The sequence below is a fragment of the Pseudomonas sp. TREG-RG-20F-10-E-6-01 genome (assembly GCF_022662455.1).
Classification (GTDB): domain Bacteria; phylum Pseudomonadota; class Gammaproteobacteria; order Pseudomonadales; family Pseudomonadaceae; genus Aquipseudomonas.
Genome location: NZ_JAKNQP010000004.1, coordinates 365,524 through 380,382 on the forward strand (window position 1 = coordinate 365,524; position 14,859 = coordinate 380,382).

Annotated in this window: 15 protein-coding genes, 1 pseudogene and 1 riboswitch; of the genes and pseudogenes, 6 read left to right on the forward strand and 10 right to left on the reverse strand. The window is 60.9% G+C overall.

The window, feature by feature from the left end:
- Positions 1-7: 7 nt before the first annotated feature.
- A pseudogene (locus tag L8K08_RS15660) lies at positions 8-792 on the reverse strand (helix-turn-helix transcriptional regulator).
- 119 nt (positions 793-911) lie between these two features.
- On the opposite strand from L8K08_RS15660, the gene L8K08_RS15665 reads away from it, so the two are divergent.
- Positions 912-1,184, forward strand: coding sequence for a hypothetical protein (locus tag L8K08_RS15665; protein ID WP_242198461.1), 273 nt, complete (start codon positions 912-914; stop codon positions 1,182-1,184).
- Positions 1,185-1,220: 36 nt separating this feature from the next.
- On the opposite strand, the gene L8K08_RS15670 is transcribed toward L8K08_RS15665, so the two are convergent.
- From L8K08_RS15670 to L8K08_RS15680, 3 genes are all read right to left on the reverse strand, one after another.
- Entirely contained in the window at positions 1,221-1,391 is a 171-nt protein-coding gene (locus L8K08_RS15670) for a metallothionein (protein WP_145166092.1), read from the reverse strand.
- Between the two features lie 87 nt (positions 1,392-1,478).
- The gene (locus L8K08_RS15675; RefSeq protein ID WP_242198464.1) at positions 1,479-1,934 is read right to left on the reverse strand and encodes a DMT family transporter; all 456 of its coding nucleotides are present in this window, start codon (positions 1,932-1,934) and stop codon (positions 1,479-1,481) included.
- Positions 1,935-1,938: 4 nt separating this feature from the next.
- A complete protein-coding gene (locus tag L8K08_RS15680; RefSeq protein ID WP_242198467.1) occupies positions 1,939-2,427 on the reverse strand; it encodes a DMT family transporter in 489 nt (162 codons plus the stop codon).
- A gap of 114 nt (positions 2,428-2,541) precedes the next feature.
- On the opposite strand from L8K08_RS15680, the gene L8K08_RS15685 reads away from it, so the two are divergent.
- Positions 2,542-3,474 (forward strand): LysR family transcriptional regulator, encoded by a 933-nt coding sequence (locus L8K08_RS15685; protein ID WP_242198470.1) that lies wholly within the window; start codon positions 2,542-2,544, stop codon positions 3,472-3,474.
- Between the two features lies 1 nt (position 3,475).
- Here L8K08_RS15685 and L8K08_RS15690 read toward each other — a convergent pair whose 3' ends face one another.
- From L8K08_RS15690 to L8K08_RS15700, 3 genes are all read right to left on the reverse strand, one after another.
- A complete protein-coding gene (locus tag L8K08_RS15690) occupies positions 3,476-4,795 on the reverse strand; it encodes an Nramp family divalent metal transporter (protein WP_242198472.1) in 1,320 nt (439 codons plus the stop codon).
- A 41-nt stretch (positions 4,796-4,836) separates the two neighbouring features.
- On the reverse strand, positions 4,837-6,390 hold the full coding sequence (locus L8K08_RS15695; protein ID WP_242198474.1) for a DUF726 domain-containing protein: 1,554 nt from the start codon (positions 6,388-6,390) through the stop codon (positions 4,837-4,839).
- A gap of 87 nt (positions 6,391-6,477) precedes the next feature.
- The gene (locus L8K08_RS15700; RefSeq protein ID WP_242198476.1) at positions 6,478-7,260 is read right to left on the reverse strand and encodes a helix-turn-helix transcriptional regulator; all 783 of its coding nucleotides are present in this window, start codon (positions 7,258-7,260) and stop codon (positions 6,478-6,480) included.
- Positions 7,261-7,359: 99 nt separating this feature from the next.
- Here L8K08_RS15700 and L8K08_RS15705 point away from each other — a divergent pair, with 99 nt between their 5' ends.
- From L8K08_RS15705 to L8K08_RS15715, 3 genes are all read left to right on the forward strand, one after another.
- Positions 7,360-8,226 (forward strand): EamA family transporter, encoded by an 867-nt coding sequence (locus L8K08_RS15705; RefSeq protein ID WP_242198479.1) that lies wholly within the window; start codon positions 7,360-7,362, stop codon positions 8,224-8,226.
- 552 nt (positions 8,227-8,778) lie between these two features.
- Complete coding sequence (locus tag L8K08_RS15710) at positions 8,779-10,587, forward strand: monovalent cation:proton antiporter-2 (CPA2) family protein (protein WP_242198482.1); 1,809 nt, start codon at positions 8,779-8,781, stop codon at positions 10,585-10,587.
- Positions 10,588-10,660: 73 nt separating this feature from the next.
- Positions 10,661-11,218 carry a hypothetical protein gene (locus L8K08_RS15715; RefSeq protein WP_124417768.1) on the forward strand — a complete coding sequence of 186 codons (558 nt, stop codon included), beginning with the start codon at positions 10,661-10,663 and terminating at the stop codon, positions 11,216-11,218.
- A 1,134-nt stretch (positions 11,219-12,352) separates the two neighbouring features.
- Here L8K08_RS15715 and L8K08_RS15720 read toward each other — a convergent pair.
- Genes L8K08_RS15720 through L8K08_RS15730 form a run of 3 tightly spaced genes read right to left on the reverse strand, consistent with a single transcriptional unit; the run spans position 12,353 to position 14,440 of the window.
- Positions 12,353-13,072 carry an alpha/beta fold hydrolase gene (locus L8K08_RS15720; RefSeq protein ID WP_242198486.1) on the reverse strand — a complete coding sequence of 240 codons (720 nt, stop codon included), beginning with the start codon at positions 13,070-13,072 and terminating at the stop codon, positions 12,353-12,355.
- A 12-nt stretch (positions 13,073-13,084) separates the two neighbouring features.
- Positions 13,085-13,840, reverse strand: coding sequence for a precorrin-6A synthase (deacetylating) (gene cobF / locus L8K08_RS15725; protein WP_242198489.1), 756 nt, complete (start codon positions 13,838-13,840; stop codon positions 13,085-13,087).
- A 45-nt stretch (positions 13,841-13,885) separates the two neighbouring features.
- On the reverse strand, positions 13,886-14,440 hold the full coding sequence (locus L8K08_RS15730; protein WP_242198638.1) for a histidine phosphatase family protein: 555 nt from the start codon (positions 14,438-14,440) through the stop codon (positions 13,886-13,888).
- A 38-nt stretch (positions 14,441-14,478) separates the two neighbouring features.
- Positions 14,479-14,603, forward strand: a riboswitch (cobalamin riboswitch).
- 34 nt (positions 14,604-14,637) lie between these two features.
- Here L8K08_RS15730 and L8K08_RS15735 point away from each other — a divergent pair.
- Positions 14,638-14,850 carry a CbtB-domain containing protein gene (locus L8K08_RS15735; protein WP_145164912.1) on the forward strand — a complete coding sequence of 71 codons (213 nt, stop codon included), beginning with the start codon at positions 14,638-14,640 and terminating at the stop codon, positions 14,848-14,850.
- Positions 14,851-14,859: the final 9 nt, after the last annotated feature.

Genomic DNA, 14,859 nt, shown 5'->3' on the forward strand with positions numbered 1-14,859 from the left:
AAGTGCTTCAGGATTTCGGCCAACCCCTCAACCTGCGTAGTGCGACGGCGCCACGCCGAGTTCACGCCGGAACATGTCGCTGAAGCTGCTCGGCGAATAGCCCAAAGACCGCGCAATGCCACTCACCGACTGGCCCTGGATCAGCTCCGCCACCGCCGTGGCCAGTTGCACCTGGCGGCGCCATTCGGCAAAGCCCATGCCCAGGTGGTTCTGGAACAGCCGCGCCAGGGTGCGCACACTGGCCCCGGCCGCCTCGGCGTGTTGCTCGAACGGAATCTCCAGCGACGGCGCCGCCATCACCGCCTGGCAGGCGTTGATCAAGCGACGGTCGGCGCCCACCGGCATGGCGATGCGGATCTGCGAACGACGGGCCCGCTGCAATTCCAGCAGGGCCAGGCCGACGACGGCGTCGTAGTAGGCCGTATCGCCGTTGTCGCCCTGGTCGACCAAGGTGACGATCAGCTCGCGCAACAGCCCGCCGACTTCAATCACCTGCACCTGGCTGTCCAGCGTCGCCGCCAGGGCCGGGCGCAGGTAGATATTGCGCATCTGCAGGTCCGAGACCACGCGGATGCCATGCTCCACGCCCGGCGGCAGCCACACCGCACGCTGGGGCGGCACAACCAGCGCTTCGCGAGGCGTTTCGACCCACATCACGCCGCTCATGGCGTAGAGCAACTGGCCCCAGTCGTGGCTGTGCGGTTCTACATACAACCCACGCGGGTAGGTGCGCGCCAAGGGTTGCACGGGCACGGCGTGATCACTGAGGTCGGGGGGCGCGGCCAGGGCCATGGGCTACACATCATCAAGGGTGAGCCGCCATGGTAATGACCGCCGCGCCACAATCCGAGTGAATTTTTGCTGCCCGCAACGATCACTTGCTTAGACCTTGAGAGTAGGGAGCTCTAACAATGGACGGATCAGAACCGGTGAATGGCAAGGCGCACATCGACTACACCCAGGACACATTATTCGGCCCGATGGCCAAGCATGCCGAGTGCCAAGTGAGTGTTCAGCGCACACCGGAACGCACCGTGTTGCGGGTGTTCCAGCCGCTGCCGGAGGATCTGCACGCGGCGCAAACCGTGGTGTTTGCGCTGGAGGGGCGGCGGATCAGTGCGGTGGTCAAAGCTCGTCAGCGCATGGCCGACCACAGCGTCAGGTTCGAACTCAAACCCCAATAAAAAGAGGCCGGTAACACCGGCCTCTCGCTGACACGCTTAGCCGTGAGCCGACTTGGCGCACTCACAGCCCGTTGGCGCCATACACGGCTCACCGTGGGCATGGTGCTCGGCACAGCCTTGGCAGCAATAGCCTTTACCGTCCTTCATTACCGCGTCGGCGCCCAGTACACATTTGCAGTGTGGGCAAGCACAGGTTTCATCTGGCATGGTCAGACTCCTTTTCATGGTCGTCCAAGTGCTGCGAACGCAACACCTTAAGCAATGACTCCCGGCAACGCAGCAAGGTTCAGCCCATTAATCGGCTTGACGGGTATTGCTGCGGTACATGAACACCAGCGCCAGCGCCAGACAAAGCATCGCCACGATACCGCTGCCCGACAGTTCAATCGCCGGGTTACCCAGCCAGCCGAAGTTGTCGATCAGCATGCCCATGCCCAACTGCCCGACGATCACCGCCACCGTCGCCACCGCCGTGCCGACGATGGGCACCGCGCCGACCATTACCATCATGTACACCACACCGAACAGCGCGCCGGTCAGTTGCCACTTAGGCACCTCGAGCAGGCTGACGGACTGGGCCGGCTCAAAAAAGAAGATCAACAGCGCCGTGGTGATTGCGCCCACCGCAAAGGTCAGCAGACTGCTGCGCAATACGCCCACCGCCTGGCCCAGGCGGCCGTTGATGGCCGCTTGCACACTCAGCACCGCACCGGCGGCAATCACCAGTACCAACAACAGAATCAGATTCATCGCCTTACCCTCGTGCAATCAGAACAAGTGCCGCCACAATCAGCGCCAACGCAATCCAGCGCTCACCGTTGACCCGCTTGCGCGCCGTGCCAAACCAGCCGAAATGGTCGATCAACACACTCTTGCCCACCTGGCCCGAGAGGATCGCGATCATGGTCATGGCGATACCGATGTGCGGCGTGGCCAACGTCAGCACCACCACGTACATCGGCCCCAGGAAGCCGCCGATCAACTGCCAGCGTGGCAGGTCGGTCAGCGCCGGGCCTGTCTGCGGGCCGCTGAAAAGCAACAGCAAAAACAGGATCGCCGTGCCCACGCCGAAGATGCTCAAGGTCGCCCACAAGTGGCCCACCTGTACGCCCAGCGGCCCGAGCAAACCAGCCTCCACCGACAGGCCTATGCCCGCCAGGATCACCAACGGCAACAACAGCAACCGTAAAAGGTTTTTCTTCGGCGTGGCCTGGGCCACACCTTCGATCGAACGTGCCTGCATACATCACCTGCGCTTTATAAAAACATGGCGCGCATTATCCGGTGGCCGTGCTGTGCGATAAATGGGAGCATACGGATAACACCTTTGCGCATAACGCACAGCTTGGAGGCCATGATGCAGGGCTTGAATGAATTGAGTTTCAAGGCGTTGCGCCTGTTTGTCGCCGTGCTGGATCACGGCAGCTTTTCTGAAGTCGCGCGCCGTGAAAGCCTGGCGCCCTCCTCCATTTCTCGGCAGATCCAGTTGATGGAGCAGGCACTCGGCCAACAGTTGTTGTACCGCCACACCCGCGCCGTGAGCCCTACCGAGGCCGGGCGCCTGCTCGGGCACCATGCGCGCTTGATGCTGGAACAACTGGAAACAGCCGGCCAGGCGTTGCAGGAACAGGAAAGCGAACCCAGCGGCCTGGTACGCATCAACGCGCCGATGGTGTTCGGCCAGCGTCATCTTTCGCCGTGGCTGGGCGAGCTGTGCAGGCGCTATCCCAAGTTGCAACTGGATATCCAGCAAACCGACACCTACGTCGACCCACTGCAAGACGGCACCGACCTGCTGTTTCGTATCGGCGTGCTCAACGATTCCGGCATGCAGGCCCGCATCTTCGCGCCTCAACGCTTTCGCATCGCCGCCAGCCCTGCCTACCTGGCCCGGCATGGCACACCGCGCCACCCCGACGAACTGGTTAACCACCAGTGCTTGGCCTACAAAGGCATCACCGGCCAGCAACGCTGGTTTTTCCGCCGCGACCAGGGCGACTGGACGCCCTACAGCGTCAAAGGCCCGATCACCGGCAACCACGCCGACACCCTCACCCACGCCGCCGAACAAGGCCTGGGGCTGGTGGTGTTTCCGTCCTGGCTGATCGGCGAAGGCTTGCGCGCCGGCACCTTGCAGGCGGTGCTGAGCGAGTACGACGTGGCCACGACGCTTGAGCCGCAGCAGATTGCCGCGTTATGGCCCGGCAGCCGCCGGCTGTCGCTGAAGGTGCGCACGGTGATTGATTATTTTGTCGAGTGTTTTGGCGCGGTGCCGTATTGGGACCGGTGATTCAAAACAACCACTGCCCAATCAACCACGCGTTCGCCCCGCTGATCACGGCAAACAGAAACCACGCCAACAGCCGTGTGGGCAGGCGGTTCACAAACGGCCCCATCAATTGCTTGTCACCCGTCATGCGGATCAGTGGGTACAGCGCGAACGGCAACTGCAGGCTGAGGACCACCTGGCTCAGAATCAGCAACTTGCCAATGGCATCGTCGCCCATCAGCCACACCCCCAAAAACGCCGGGATCAGTGCCAGGCCTCGGGTGATCAGGCGACGCTGCCAGCAGGGAATGCGCAGGTTGAGGTAACCCTCCATGATCACCTGCCCGGCAATCGTGCCGGTGAAGGTCGAACTTTGCCCGGAGGCGAGCAACGCGATACCAAACAGGACACTGGCAAAAGCCCCGCCCACCAGTGGGTCGAGCAGGTGGTAAGCATCCTGAATCTCGACCACGTCGGTGTGGCCAGTCTTGTAGAACGCAGCGGCGGCCAGCACCAGGATCGCCGCATTGACCAGCAAGGCCAGGGCCAGGGAGCCGATGGTGTCGATGCGTGCCAGTTTCACCGCGTCCTGTTTGCTGGCGAGGTCTTTGCCGATCAGGCGGGTTTGCACAATCGAGGTGTGCAGGTAGAGGTTATGCGGCATGACCGTGGCGCCGAGTATGCCGATGGCCAGGTACAACGGCGCCGCATCGCTGATGGCCGACAGTGACGGAGTAAAACCGCTCAGTACGTCGGGCCAGTAGGGTTTGATCAGCACCAGCTCGATGAAGAAGCACACGCCGATGGTTGCAACCAGCGCCAGCATGATCGCCTCGAGGCGCCGGAAGCCCCGGTTTTGCAGGGCAAGGATCAACAGTGTGTCGAAGGCGGTGATGACAATACCGGTGGTCAGCGACACACCCAGCAGCAAGTGAAACGCCAGGGCGCAGCCAAGCACTTCGGCAAGGTCGGTGGCGATGATCGAGATTTCCGCCAGCAGCCACTGGGTGCGTGCCGAACGTTTGCTGTAGCGCTCACGGCACAGTTGCGCCAGGTCTTTGCCGGTGGCGATGCCCAACCGCGAACACAGGCACTGCACCGCCATGCCGGCCAGGCTGGCCAACAGCACCACGAATAACAGGCTGTAGCCGTAGCGTGAACCGGCCTCGATGGCCGTGGCCCAGTTGCCGGGGTCCATGTAGCCAATGGAGATCAACAAGCCGGGGCCGGCGAACATCAGCGCCCGTTTGAAAAACGAAGCCTTGGGGTCAACGATGACGGAGCCGGCCACTTCCGGCGGGCAGAATGGGGCGGTAGCGATTTTCGGCAGGCTGAATTTCACGCGGTATCCCAGGCAAACATACAAGTCAGAGCCGCAGCTTATCAGTCCGACACGACCGTGCGCATCACCGTCTCCCGGGGCAGGTCGAAGGTGTCGACCACTTGCACCACCAGGTCCAGCTCCTGGTTCAGCGCTTCGCGTTCCATACGCTGGCGAATCATGCCGATCATCAACACCGACAAGGTGGTAATCGAGTACGCCGGGCCGGAGAACGCTCGCACACCCGTGACGAGCAACATCGCCGCCGCCAATGCCTGGCCCACCACCGGAATCGCTGAGGCGGCGCCACGGCGCACAATAAAACCGGTAAACCCCGCCAACGCCGTGCCACTCAAGGCGGTGGTGGCCGAGCGGCTGATATCGATACGGTTGAACACGCCCTGCTCTTTTTGCGCGGCGGCCTTGAGTTCGGCGTCGAAGGCTTGGCGGTCGGCACGGCTGAGTTTGTCCTTGTATTGCTCGATCAACCTCTCAGCAACCAGCGCCTCAATGTCCGCCAGTGCCACGGTTTCAACCGGTTCATCGAACCTGATCCCCAACCGCTGCGCCACATCTTCGGCGATCTGGCGGTAACTCACGCCGTGGCCACGGGCAACGTTCATAAAGCTGTCACCGCCCATGCGTTGCAACTCGATGGCCAGTTTCAGCGGTTCGCGCACACTGGCATCGATTGACGCACTGCGCTTTTGCGCCATCAACTCGGCAAGGAACTTCAACTCGTCCGGCCGCGCCTGCACCAACGCGGGGAACAGTTCTGCGTCCTCTTCGGCAAAGCGCACTTCAGTGCTGCGCTGATCGGCGCGGATCATGCCGCGCCGTTCCTGCAACAGGTCGGTGTATTGCACCACCGTTTTCAGCTGCGGCCAGTAGGCGGCATGGTCGAACGTCGCCAGGTGCACATTGGTGACCTTGGCCTTGAGCGCGGGCGTGACCTCAATTGCATAACGGCCAATGCAACGTTCGGTGTCCGGTTTCATGGCCAGCGCCCAGTCCTTGCTGGAGTGGCAATTGATCACCCGGCCCTTGAGCGGCGCCGACACTTCATCCCACGGGCTCGACGTACAGATCGCCCCGCCCATCAGCAACAAGTTGTTCAGCGGCAGTTCACGAGCCACCTCGGGGCTGGCCAGCACGCTCTTGACCAGGATGCGCGCGCCCAGCGAATGCCCGATCAGGTTGATGCGCCGTACCTCCAGCGACTCGGCGTGCAGGTAACTGGCCAGTTCAGGCAACAGGGTCTTGGCCACTTCATCGACGCGCGCCTCGACACTTTTGTAATGGTCGAGGAAATAGGCAATCGCCTTGCCCACGCCCACCGTCGCTGCGCCCAGGCCGCCACCGCCGAGCATCGAGGTGATCACATCCTTGAAGGGCGCAAACAGGTTTTCGAGAAAATGCCCCGCCGGCCAGAACAGCATCAGGTTGGTCGAGCCTTCGATGCTCGCCAGCTGCTGCTTGAAATTGCCCAGTTGCTGGCGGTTGAAGAAGGCCGAATAACCGTGAACGTAGAGATTGAGCACATCCCCCTGAGGCTCGCCGCACAGTACAAACGTGGGCTTGCGGGTGCGGTGCATTTCATCCCACTGGTGTTGCATGGGCCGGTGACTCCTGGTGACGATGGACGGCGATAGTAACAAAGCATGACGCTGGGGAAGGTGAATCCTGACCGACGTGTGCCGTTTTCAGAACGCTGACGCCGCCCTGGATTTGGCCAGGTAGCGCGCGGGCGCCTCTCCCAGGTTTCGGCGGAACACCGAGGTAAAGGCGCTGGAACTGCTGAAACCCAACCCCAACGCCACCTCGGTAATGGAGGCGCCATGACTGAGCCGCGCAGTGGCTTCAAGCAGGCAGACCTGCTGACGCCAGGCCACAAACGTCATGCCGGTGCCTTCGTGAAAATGGCGGGTGAAGGTGCGTCGGCTCATGTTCGACCAATGGGCCATCTGATCGAGGGAGATGGTCTGCGCAGGAGCCTGCAGAAAACGCTGGCAAGCCTGGGCCAGACGTGGCTCGGCAGGCAACGGCGCGCTGAGGGGCACTTCGGGCATGGCGCTTATTTCATCGATCAGCAGCGTCAATACGCAGTGCTGACGGACCGTGGTCGCCGCCGACGGCGCGATAGCCAGTGCCGCTTCCAACAGATGCCTGAGCAACGGCGACACCTCGAATACCTGACAACGATCCCGCAGCCCTGCCCGTTCGGCAGCCTGGTCATCAAGGTAGGTATTGAGCATCACCACATCGCCGCGCATGTGCATTTCATGGGGCACGCCGCCCGGCACCCAGATCGCCCGCTGCGGCGGCACCACCCAATTGCCGAGGTCGGTGAACATCCTCAACGCACCGGTGGAGGCATAGGCAAATTGCCCACGCGGGTGTGTATGCCGCGTGAACACGGTGCCAGAGGGGTATTCACGCAGGGTGACCAGCGCTTCGGGGTCGTTGTCATCAAAGGTCGGCAGCATGGCCCGATATTGTCAAAGGATGACCTGACAAAGCAAGCGGGCCATCGCCCTGCGCCCTAGCATTCACGCCTTTGAAGAAATCTGTTCAAAGGAACGTCCATGCAGAAGAAACACCTGGCGCTTGCCCTGTTGGTTACCTTGGTCTGGGGGCTGAATTTTCCCATTACCAAACTGGGCCTGCGCTCAATCGACCCCTTTGCCCTCACCGGCATCCGCTTTGCCCTGGCCGCCCTGCCGCTGGTGTTCATTATCAAGCGGCCCGTCGTCCCATTCCGCTACGTGGCCGCTTACGGCGTGATCTTCGGGCTGGGCATGTGGGGCGTGATCAACTACGGCATCCACATCGGCGTCAGCCCGGGGATCGCCTCGCTGATCATTCAACTCAGCGTGTTTTTCACGCTCGGCTGGGGCCACCTGCTGTTCAAGGAAAAAATCCGTGCTGCACAGTGGGTCGGCGCTTTTCTCGCGTTGATTGGCCTGGCGGGAATCATCGCCAGCCAGACCGGCGAGCACGCGGTACTCGGGGTTTTGTTCATTGTGTTCAGTGCCCTAGCATGGAGTATCGGCAACGTCATCATCAAGGCATCAGGGGTGAAGGAAATCTTTTCGTTCATGGTATGGGCCAGCCTGTTTCCGCCGATCCCACTGTTCCTCATGGCGTGGTGGCTGCACGGCAACGCCGCCTTCGCTCACCTGCCCGAGCGCCTTGACCTGACCGTCGTGTTGTCGATCCTGTTTCAGGTTTACCTGGCGACACACTTTGCCTACTGGGGTTGGAACTCCCTGCTCAAGGCCTACCCCGTATCGACCGTGGCGCCGCTGTCGCTGTTGATTCCGGTATTTGGAATTGCCAGTTCAGTGCTGATGCTGGACGAGCACGTATCCCTGCCCAACCTGATCGCGATCGCTGTGATTATTGCCGGCTTGGCAGTCGGGCTTTACCGCAAGCCCCCAAGGCGATGCTGATATCCGGGAACCTTGCGCAGCTCGTGCAGCGGCATTTGTTGCAGATGCTGGCGGAACAGGCGCTTATTTCCAGATAGGCCCCCTCGTGGCGAGCGGGCTTGCCCCGCGTTGGGTTGCGAAGCAGCCCCATCAAGGAAAATGCGGTGTGTCAGGCGTACCGCAGCGGCTGGCTTTGGGGCTGCTGCGCAACCCAGCGCGGGGCAAGCCCGCTCGCCACAAAGAGCGTACAGCAGCAAGTCTTCTGTCCACGTCCAACTCCTTCGTGGTCCAAGCCTTCATCCATGAATGCGCAGAAGCCCAACGCTATTGACCTACACGCATCGAATTCGAAATACCTGACCGTGGTGACAACTGATTCAGTTTGTCGAAACGGTAGTAGCCCTACAGAAAAGTCATTGAATTAAATGGTATTAATACTTTCGTAAGCGACCGGTAAGAACGGGACAACAGCCAACATCCATTGCCGGTCGCGTCAAAAATACAAGTTTCAAAATGTAAAAAAGCGCTCTAATGGCGCCCTGTTGATTGGCTTTAAAGATCCTGGAGTTCGCAATGCCCCATGAAGGCAACCTTTTACAAGCAGCCGTGGTGTTCCTGCTCGCCGCCGTGCTGACCGTGCCGTTGGCCAAGCGTCTGCAACTGGGCGCAGTGCTGGGTTATCTGTTCGCGGGGGTGATCATCGGCCCCTCTGTGCTGGGCCTGATCGGCAACCCGCAAAGCGTGGCGCAGTTCTCTGAATTGGGCGTGGTGTTGCTGCTGTTCATCATCGGTCTGGAGCTGTCGCCCAAGCGTTTATGGGTGATGCGCAAGGCGGTGTTCGGCGTTGGCCTGGCCCAAGTGTTGCTGACCGGGCTGGTGATGGCGGTGGTGGCGTTGTGGCTATTTGGCCAAGCCTGGAACAGTGCGATTGTGCTGGGCCTGGGCCTGGCGCTGTCCTCCACCGCGTTTGGGCTGCAAAGCCTGGCCGAACGCAAAGAGCTGAATCAGCCGCACGGGCGCCTGGCGTTTGCGATTCTGTTGTTCCAGGACATCGCCGCGATCCCACTGATCGCGATGGTGCCGCTGCTGGCTGGCAGTGATCACCCCACCACCGAAGCCCAGGGCTTGCAACACGTGTTGCAGATACTCGGCAGCATCGCCGTGGTGATCATCGGTGGACGCTACCTGCTGCGTCCGGTGTTTCGCATTGTCGCCAAGACCGGCCTGCGCGAAGTGTCCACCGCCACCGCGCTGCTGGTGGTGATCGGCACGGCCTGGTTGATGGAGCTGGTGGGCGTGTCGATGGCCCTCGGCGCCTTCCTCGCCGGGCTGCTGCTGGCGGACTCCGAATACCGCCACGAACTCGAAGCGCAGATCGAACCGTTCAAAGGCCTGTTGCTCGGCCTGTTTTTCATCAGTGTGGGCATGGGCGCCAACCTCAGCCTGCTGCTCAGTTCGCCGCTGGTGGTGATCGGCCTGACGCTGCTGTTGATCGGCTTGAAGCTGCCGCTGCTGTATGCGGTGGGCCGGATGGTCGGCGACCTCAATCGCGAGAGCGCGCTGCGCCTGGGCGTGGTGCTGGCCGCCGGCGGTGAGTTTGCCTTTGTGGTGTTTAAGATCGGGCGCGACCAGGGCCTGTTCGAACCGCACCTCTACGATGTGCTGGTGCTGACCATCACGCTGTCCATGGCCGTGACGCCGCTGCTGCTGTTGGTGTGCCCAAAGCTGTTCAAGCCCAAGGTCAAACCGGTGGAAGTGCCAGAGGAATACCGCGCCATCGAAAGCGATGCGCCGCGTGTGGTGATTGCCGGCATGGGCCGTATGGGCCAGATCGTAGCGCGGATTCTGCGTGCGCAAAACATCTCGTTTATCGCACTCGACACCTCGGTGGAAACCATCGAACTGACCCGCAGTTTCGGCGGTATGCCGGTGTTCTACGGCGACCCGCAGCGCTCGGAAATCCTGCACGCGGCCAAGGTCGATCAGGCCGAGTTCTTCGTGATTGCCATGGACGACCCGGAGATCAACATCAAGACCGCCGAACTGGTGCGCAACCTCTACCCGCACATGAAAATCATCGCCCGTGCACGTAACCGCCAACACGTCCACCGCCTGGTCGACCTGGACGCGTCACCGGTGCGCGAGACGTTTTACTCCAGCCTGGAAATGAGCCGACGCACCCTGGTGGGTCTCGGGTTGAGCCAGGCCCAGGCCGATGCGCGCATCACCCGTTTCAAAAATCACGACCTGCAGGTGCTCGCTGCGCAGCACGCGGTATATGACGATGCCGCCAAGGTCATGCAAACCGCCCAGGAAGCGCGTACGGAACTGGCGCGGCTGTTTGAGATGGACCGGCTTGAGGAAGAGTCCGACAAAGTGTGAGGACAGGGATGAACGATCTGGCGAGTTTTCTGACAGAATACGCCGCAATTTCGTTCATCCACTGGAGCGCTTCATGGCCACTTTCACCAAGACCGCCGTGCTGCTGGCCCTGGCGCTTACCGCCGGCGGCGTGTTCGCAGCAACCAAGCCAACTGCTACACAAACCATCTCGACGCTGGGTGGCAAGTTCACCTTCAACTTGCCCAAGGCTTACGTCGCCGACACGCTGCCGACCGGCAAGGTTGAGGACGGGACCGCCGACACCCAAGGCACGCTGTACGCCAACTCGACCACGAAAAGTGTGGTGATCGTGGCTGAAACGGTGCGCAACGACGGGGCCACAATTAAAGACAATGACCCGCAGTTTCTGGATGGCGCCGTGGCTGATTTCGTCAAGGACCAGAGCGCTGCCCTGCCTGATTTCAAGAAGCAGAACGAAAAGAAACTGACCTTCAAAGGTCTTGGCCTGCGTCAGGTCGACAGCACGGCCACCCAGGGTGGCGGCAAGACTTTGAACTCGACATTCCTGGGTGGCTCGGGCAATCACTTGCTGGTGATTCAGGCGATTTCGCGGGCGGATGATGTGAAGGGGCATGCGGAGTTGGTGAAGCAGATTACTGGGGGTAAGTAGTCTGGTTTTGCGGGTGATGGAGAGTTGATGGGGGTGCTGGGGACCGGGTACATATCCGTTGTGGGGGTGATGGCTGATAGCGGTTCCGCTCTTACAGCGGGTCACTTTTGAAAAGCGCAAAAGTAACCAAAACGCTCTTGCCCCACCACTCGGCACCTCGCCTAGGCTCGGTGTGCCCTCACGCAGGCATTACTCCGCGGGCCGCCGCGACGGGCCGTCCCTGCCCCGTCGCGGGTAAACCGGCGTCCTGCCGGTTTACCCGCTCCGTACTACCTGCGTTCGGCCAGCGTGGTTTAACGGGGCGCCTAAGATCAAGATCAAGATCTACAGCACGGCGGCCTAGTAGCCGACCTGAGTGGTTAGATCAAAAGCGGAAGCGAGGCGGCCTGACAGCCGACCTGATTCTGGAACCTGAACTCAATCAAATGTGGGAGCTGGCTTGCCTGCGATAGCATCGACTGGTTATGCCTGATACACCGAGGTGCCTGTATCGCAGGCAAGCCAGCTCCCACAGAAAAGCAAAGCGGTGCGGTGCTGGCGGCTGAACTCGGTCAAATTGTGGGAGCGGGCTTGCTCGCGAAGGCGGTGGGTCAGTGACACATGAGCTGACTGAACCACCGCATTCGCGGGCAAGCCCGCTCCCACAGTTGGATCTCTGTGCATTAGATAGATGGGTGTCGTTTGTACTCGGTCAAATGTGGGCTGGCCTGTCTGCGATGGCATCAACCCGGTGTACCTGACGGACCGAGGTGCCTGCATCGCAGGCAAGCCAGCTCCCACATAAAAGCAAAGCGGTGCGGTGGTGGCAGTTGAACTCGGTGAAATTGTGGGAGCGGGCTTGCTCGCGAAAGCGGCGGGTCAGTGACACATGAGCTGACTGAACCACCGCCTTCGCGAGCAAGCCCGCTCCCACAGTTGGATCTCTGTGCATTAGATAGATGGGTGTCGTGTGTACTCGGTCAAAGGTGGGAGCTGGCTTGCCTGCGATGGCATCCACTGGGTATGGCTGATGTACCGAGGCACCCGCATCGCGGGCAAGCCAACTCCCACAGAAAAGCCACTAGTGCAGCAACGGACAGGCACTCAACGCTACCAAACGAAAAATAACCATCGCAGCAACCCTCACCCGCCGGTTCACTTCAGGCTTTTCTCCAGCCAGGCCTTAAGGTCCTGCACTTCGGTCTCACTGACGGTATGCGGCATGCCCGGATACCCGTGAAACTCCGGCGTCAACCCAAGGCCCACCAGTACCTCGTTGGCCCGGGTCGCCGAGGCATACGGCAGTGCCTGGTCGAGAGTGCCGTGGCCGATAAAGATCGCCAATTTGCCCAATGATTCGCTGGGTTTGAGCTCAGCCTTGAGCACCGGCAATACACTGCCACTCAAGGCCGCGATGCCGCGTACCAACGCGGGCTTTCGCAAGCCCACCTCGTACGACATGATCGCGCCCTGGCTGAACCCCACCAGAAACACCCGATCGCTTTGCGTGTGGTATTTGGCAGTGGCCTTGCCCACAAAGTCTTCGATCAGCGCGGCGCTGCGTTGCAGGTCGGCGGTTTCGCCATTGTAATCCCCGTCACCCGGCGTCTTGGTAAACCAGCGATAACCCTGTGGGTCCACGGGCATCGGCGCACGTGCCGACAGGTAGGTCCAGGTGGACGGCAGCGCGTCCTTGATGCCAAACAGGTCTTCCTCGTTGCTGCCAAAACCGTGCAGGAAAATCACCAACGGCTGATTGCGCGCATCGCTCTGGGTCTGTTCCAGATAAGACAGGGGCAAATCGGTGTGAAGCGTGGAGTCGGCGTGGGCGGCGCTGGCCATCAGGGTCAGTGCCAGGGCAAACAGTTTGAGCATGGGAAAGTGACCTCAGGGTTTGCGCAACAAGTAAGTGTCCATGATCCAGCCATTTTCCAGACGCGCCGCCTTGCGCACCTGTTGGATTTGCTCAGCCACTTCGCTGACTTTGCCGCTGATGAGGATTTCGTCCGGCGTGCCCAGGTAGGCGCCCCAGTAGATGTCCATGTCCTGATCGGCCACGCTGCGGTAGGAATCTTCGGCGTCGAGCATGACCACCAAGGTGTCCGCATCACTCGCCTGCCCCGCCGCCAACCGGCGCCCGGTGGTGATCTCGATGGAGCGACCGATGCGGTTCAGCGGCACCTTGTGCTGGGCGGCCAGGGCTTGCACGCTGGTGATGCCGGGGATCACTTCGAACTCGAATACGCTGCGGCCACTGGCCAGGATCGCTTGCAGAATGCGGATGGTGCTGTCGTACAGCGCAGGGTCGCCCCAGGCCAGGAACGCGCCCACTTCACCGTCAGCCATCTGCTCATTGATCATGTGCTCGAAGGTCTGCTGCTTGTCGCGATTCAGGTCCTGCACGGCGGTGGTGTAGTCGATATCGCCGCGCACGCGCTCGGGGCAGTCGGCCTCGACGAAACGGTAGCCAGGCTCGGTGATGTAGGTTTCGCAGATCTCGCGGCGCAGGTCGATCAGCTTGTCTTTGCTCTGGCCCTTGTCCATCAGGAAAAACACGTCGGTGCGGTTCAGCGCTTTGACGGCCTGCATCGTGATGTAGTCAGGGTTGCCGGCGCCAATGCCGATGATCAGGATGCGTTTCATGGGTTGCTCTCATTGCGGGGCGTGGATTTTGCCATGTTCACGCGCTCAGGCGTGAGTTTCCAGACGCAGGCGCCACACCTTGTTAAAGCGCAGTTCGGTGGCGGACAGCGGCTCGACATCAATCAGGTAGAACATCGAGACAGGGAACTGCAACACGTACAGCATCGCGGCGCGAATCACAAACGGGTGGGTGATAGCCACTACATGCCCGGGTTGGGTTTCGAGACTTTTCATCCAGTCAGCGACGCGTACGCAAATCTGCTCCACCGACTCACCGCCGTGAGGCGCGCTGGCGCTGTTGGTCAGCCAGTCACTCAATGCATGGCTGTCGAGCTGGGCGATGGCCTGGCCTTTCCAGGCGCCGAAATCACCGTCGCGCAACGCGTCTTCGACCTGCGCGTTATCGCCGAACAAGCCGGCGGTTTGCCGGGTTCTGGCCTCGGGCCCACACACCAGTCGCGGGCTTTTCCTGAAGCGACCCGCCAGGGACAAGGCCGCGGGTTGCCACTGCATCGCTACCGATTCGTCATTGGGAAACCGCCCCTGTTTTTGCAACGGCGTTACGGCATGGCATATCAAGGTCAACCGGGTGGCCTGCATCACAATTCACTCTGTTTCGACGCGCAGTCGGCGTAGACTGGCAAAGTTGTTTCAACATGTTACAACGAACATGAAAGAGGAAGCCGGTTCAAATCCGGCGCGGTCGCGCCACTGTATTCGGCCTTTTAGCCGTAAGCCAGACCCTGTTTCAGCCCAATCGCAATCCATTTCGGGACGCGTCATCCCTGGAGGTTTTTATGGCTAACACTGCTGCAACGAATCCTGATGTGCATTTACCCACCCTGCCCTTGGGCGACATTCTGCCTTGGGCGATCTTCGGTGGCCTGTTGTTGCTGCTGGCGCTCTATTTTGTCGGCGCCGAGCAAGGCGCCACCGCGGTGTTCAAAGGCATGTATGTGCATGAGTTTGTGCACGACGGCCGCCACCTGCTGGGTTTCCCCTGCCATTAATCGATAAGC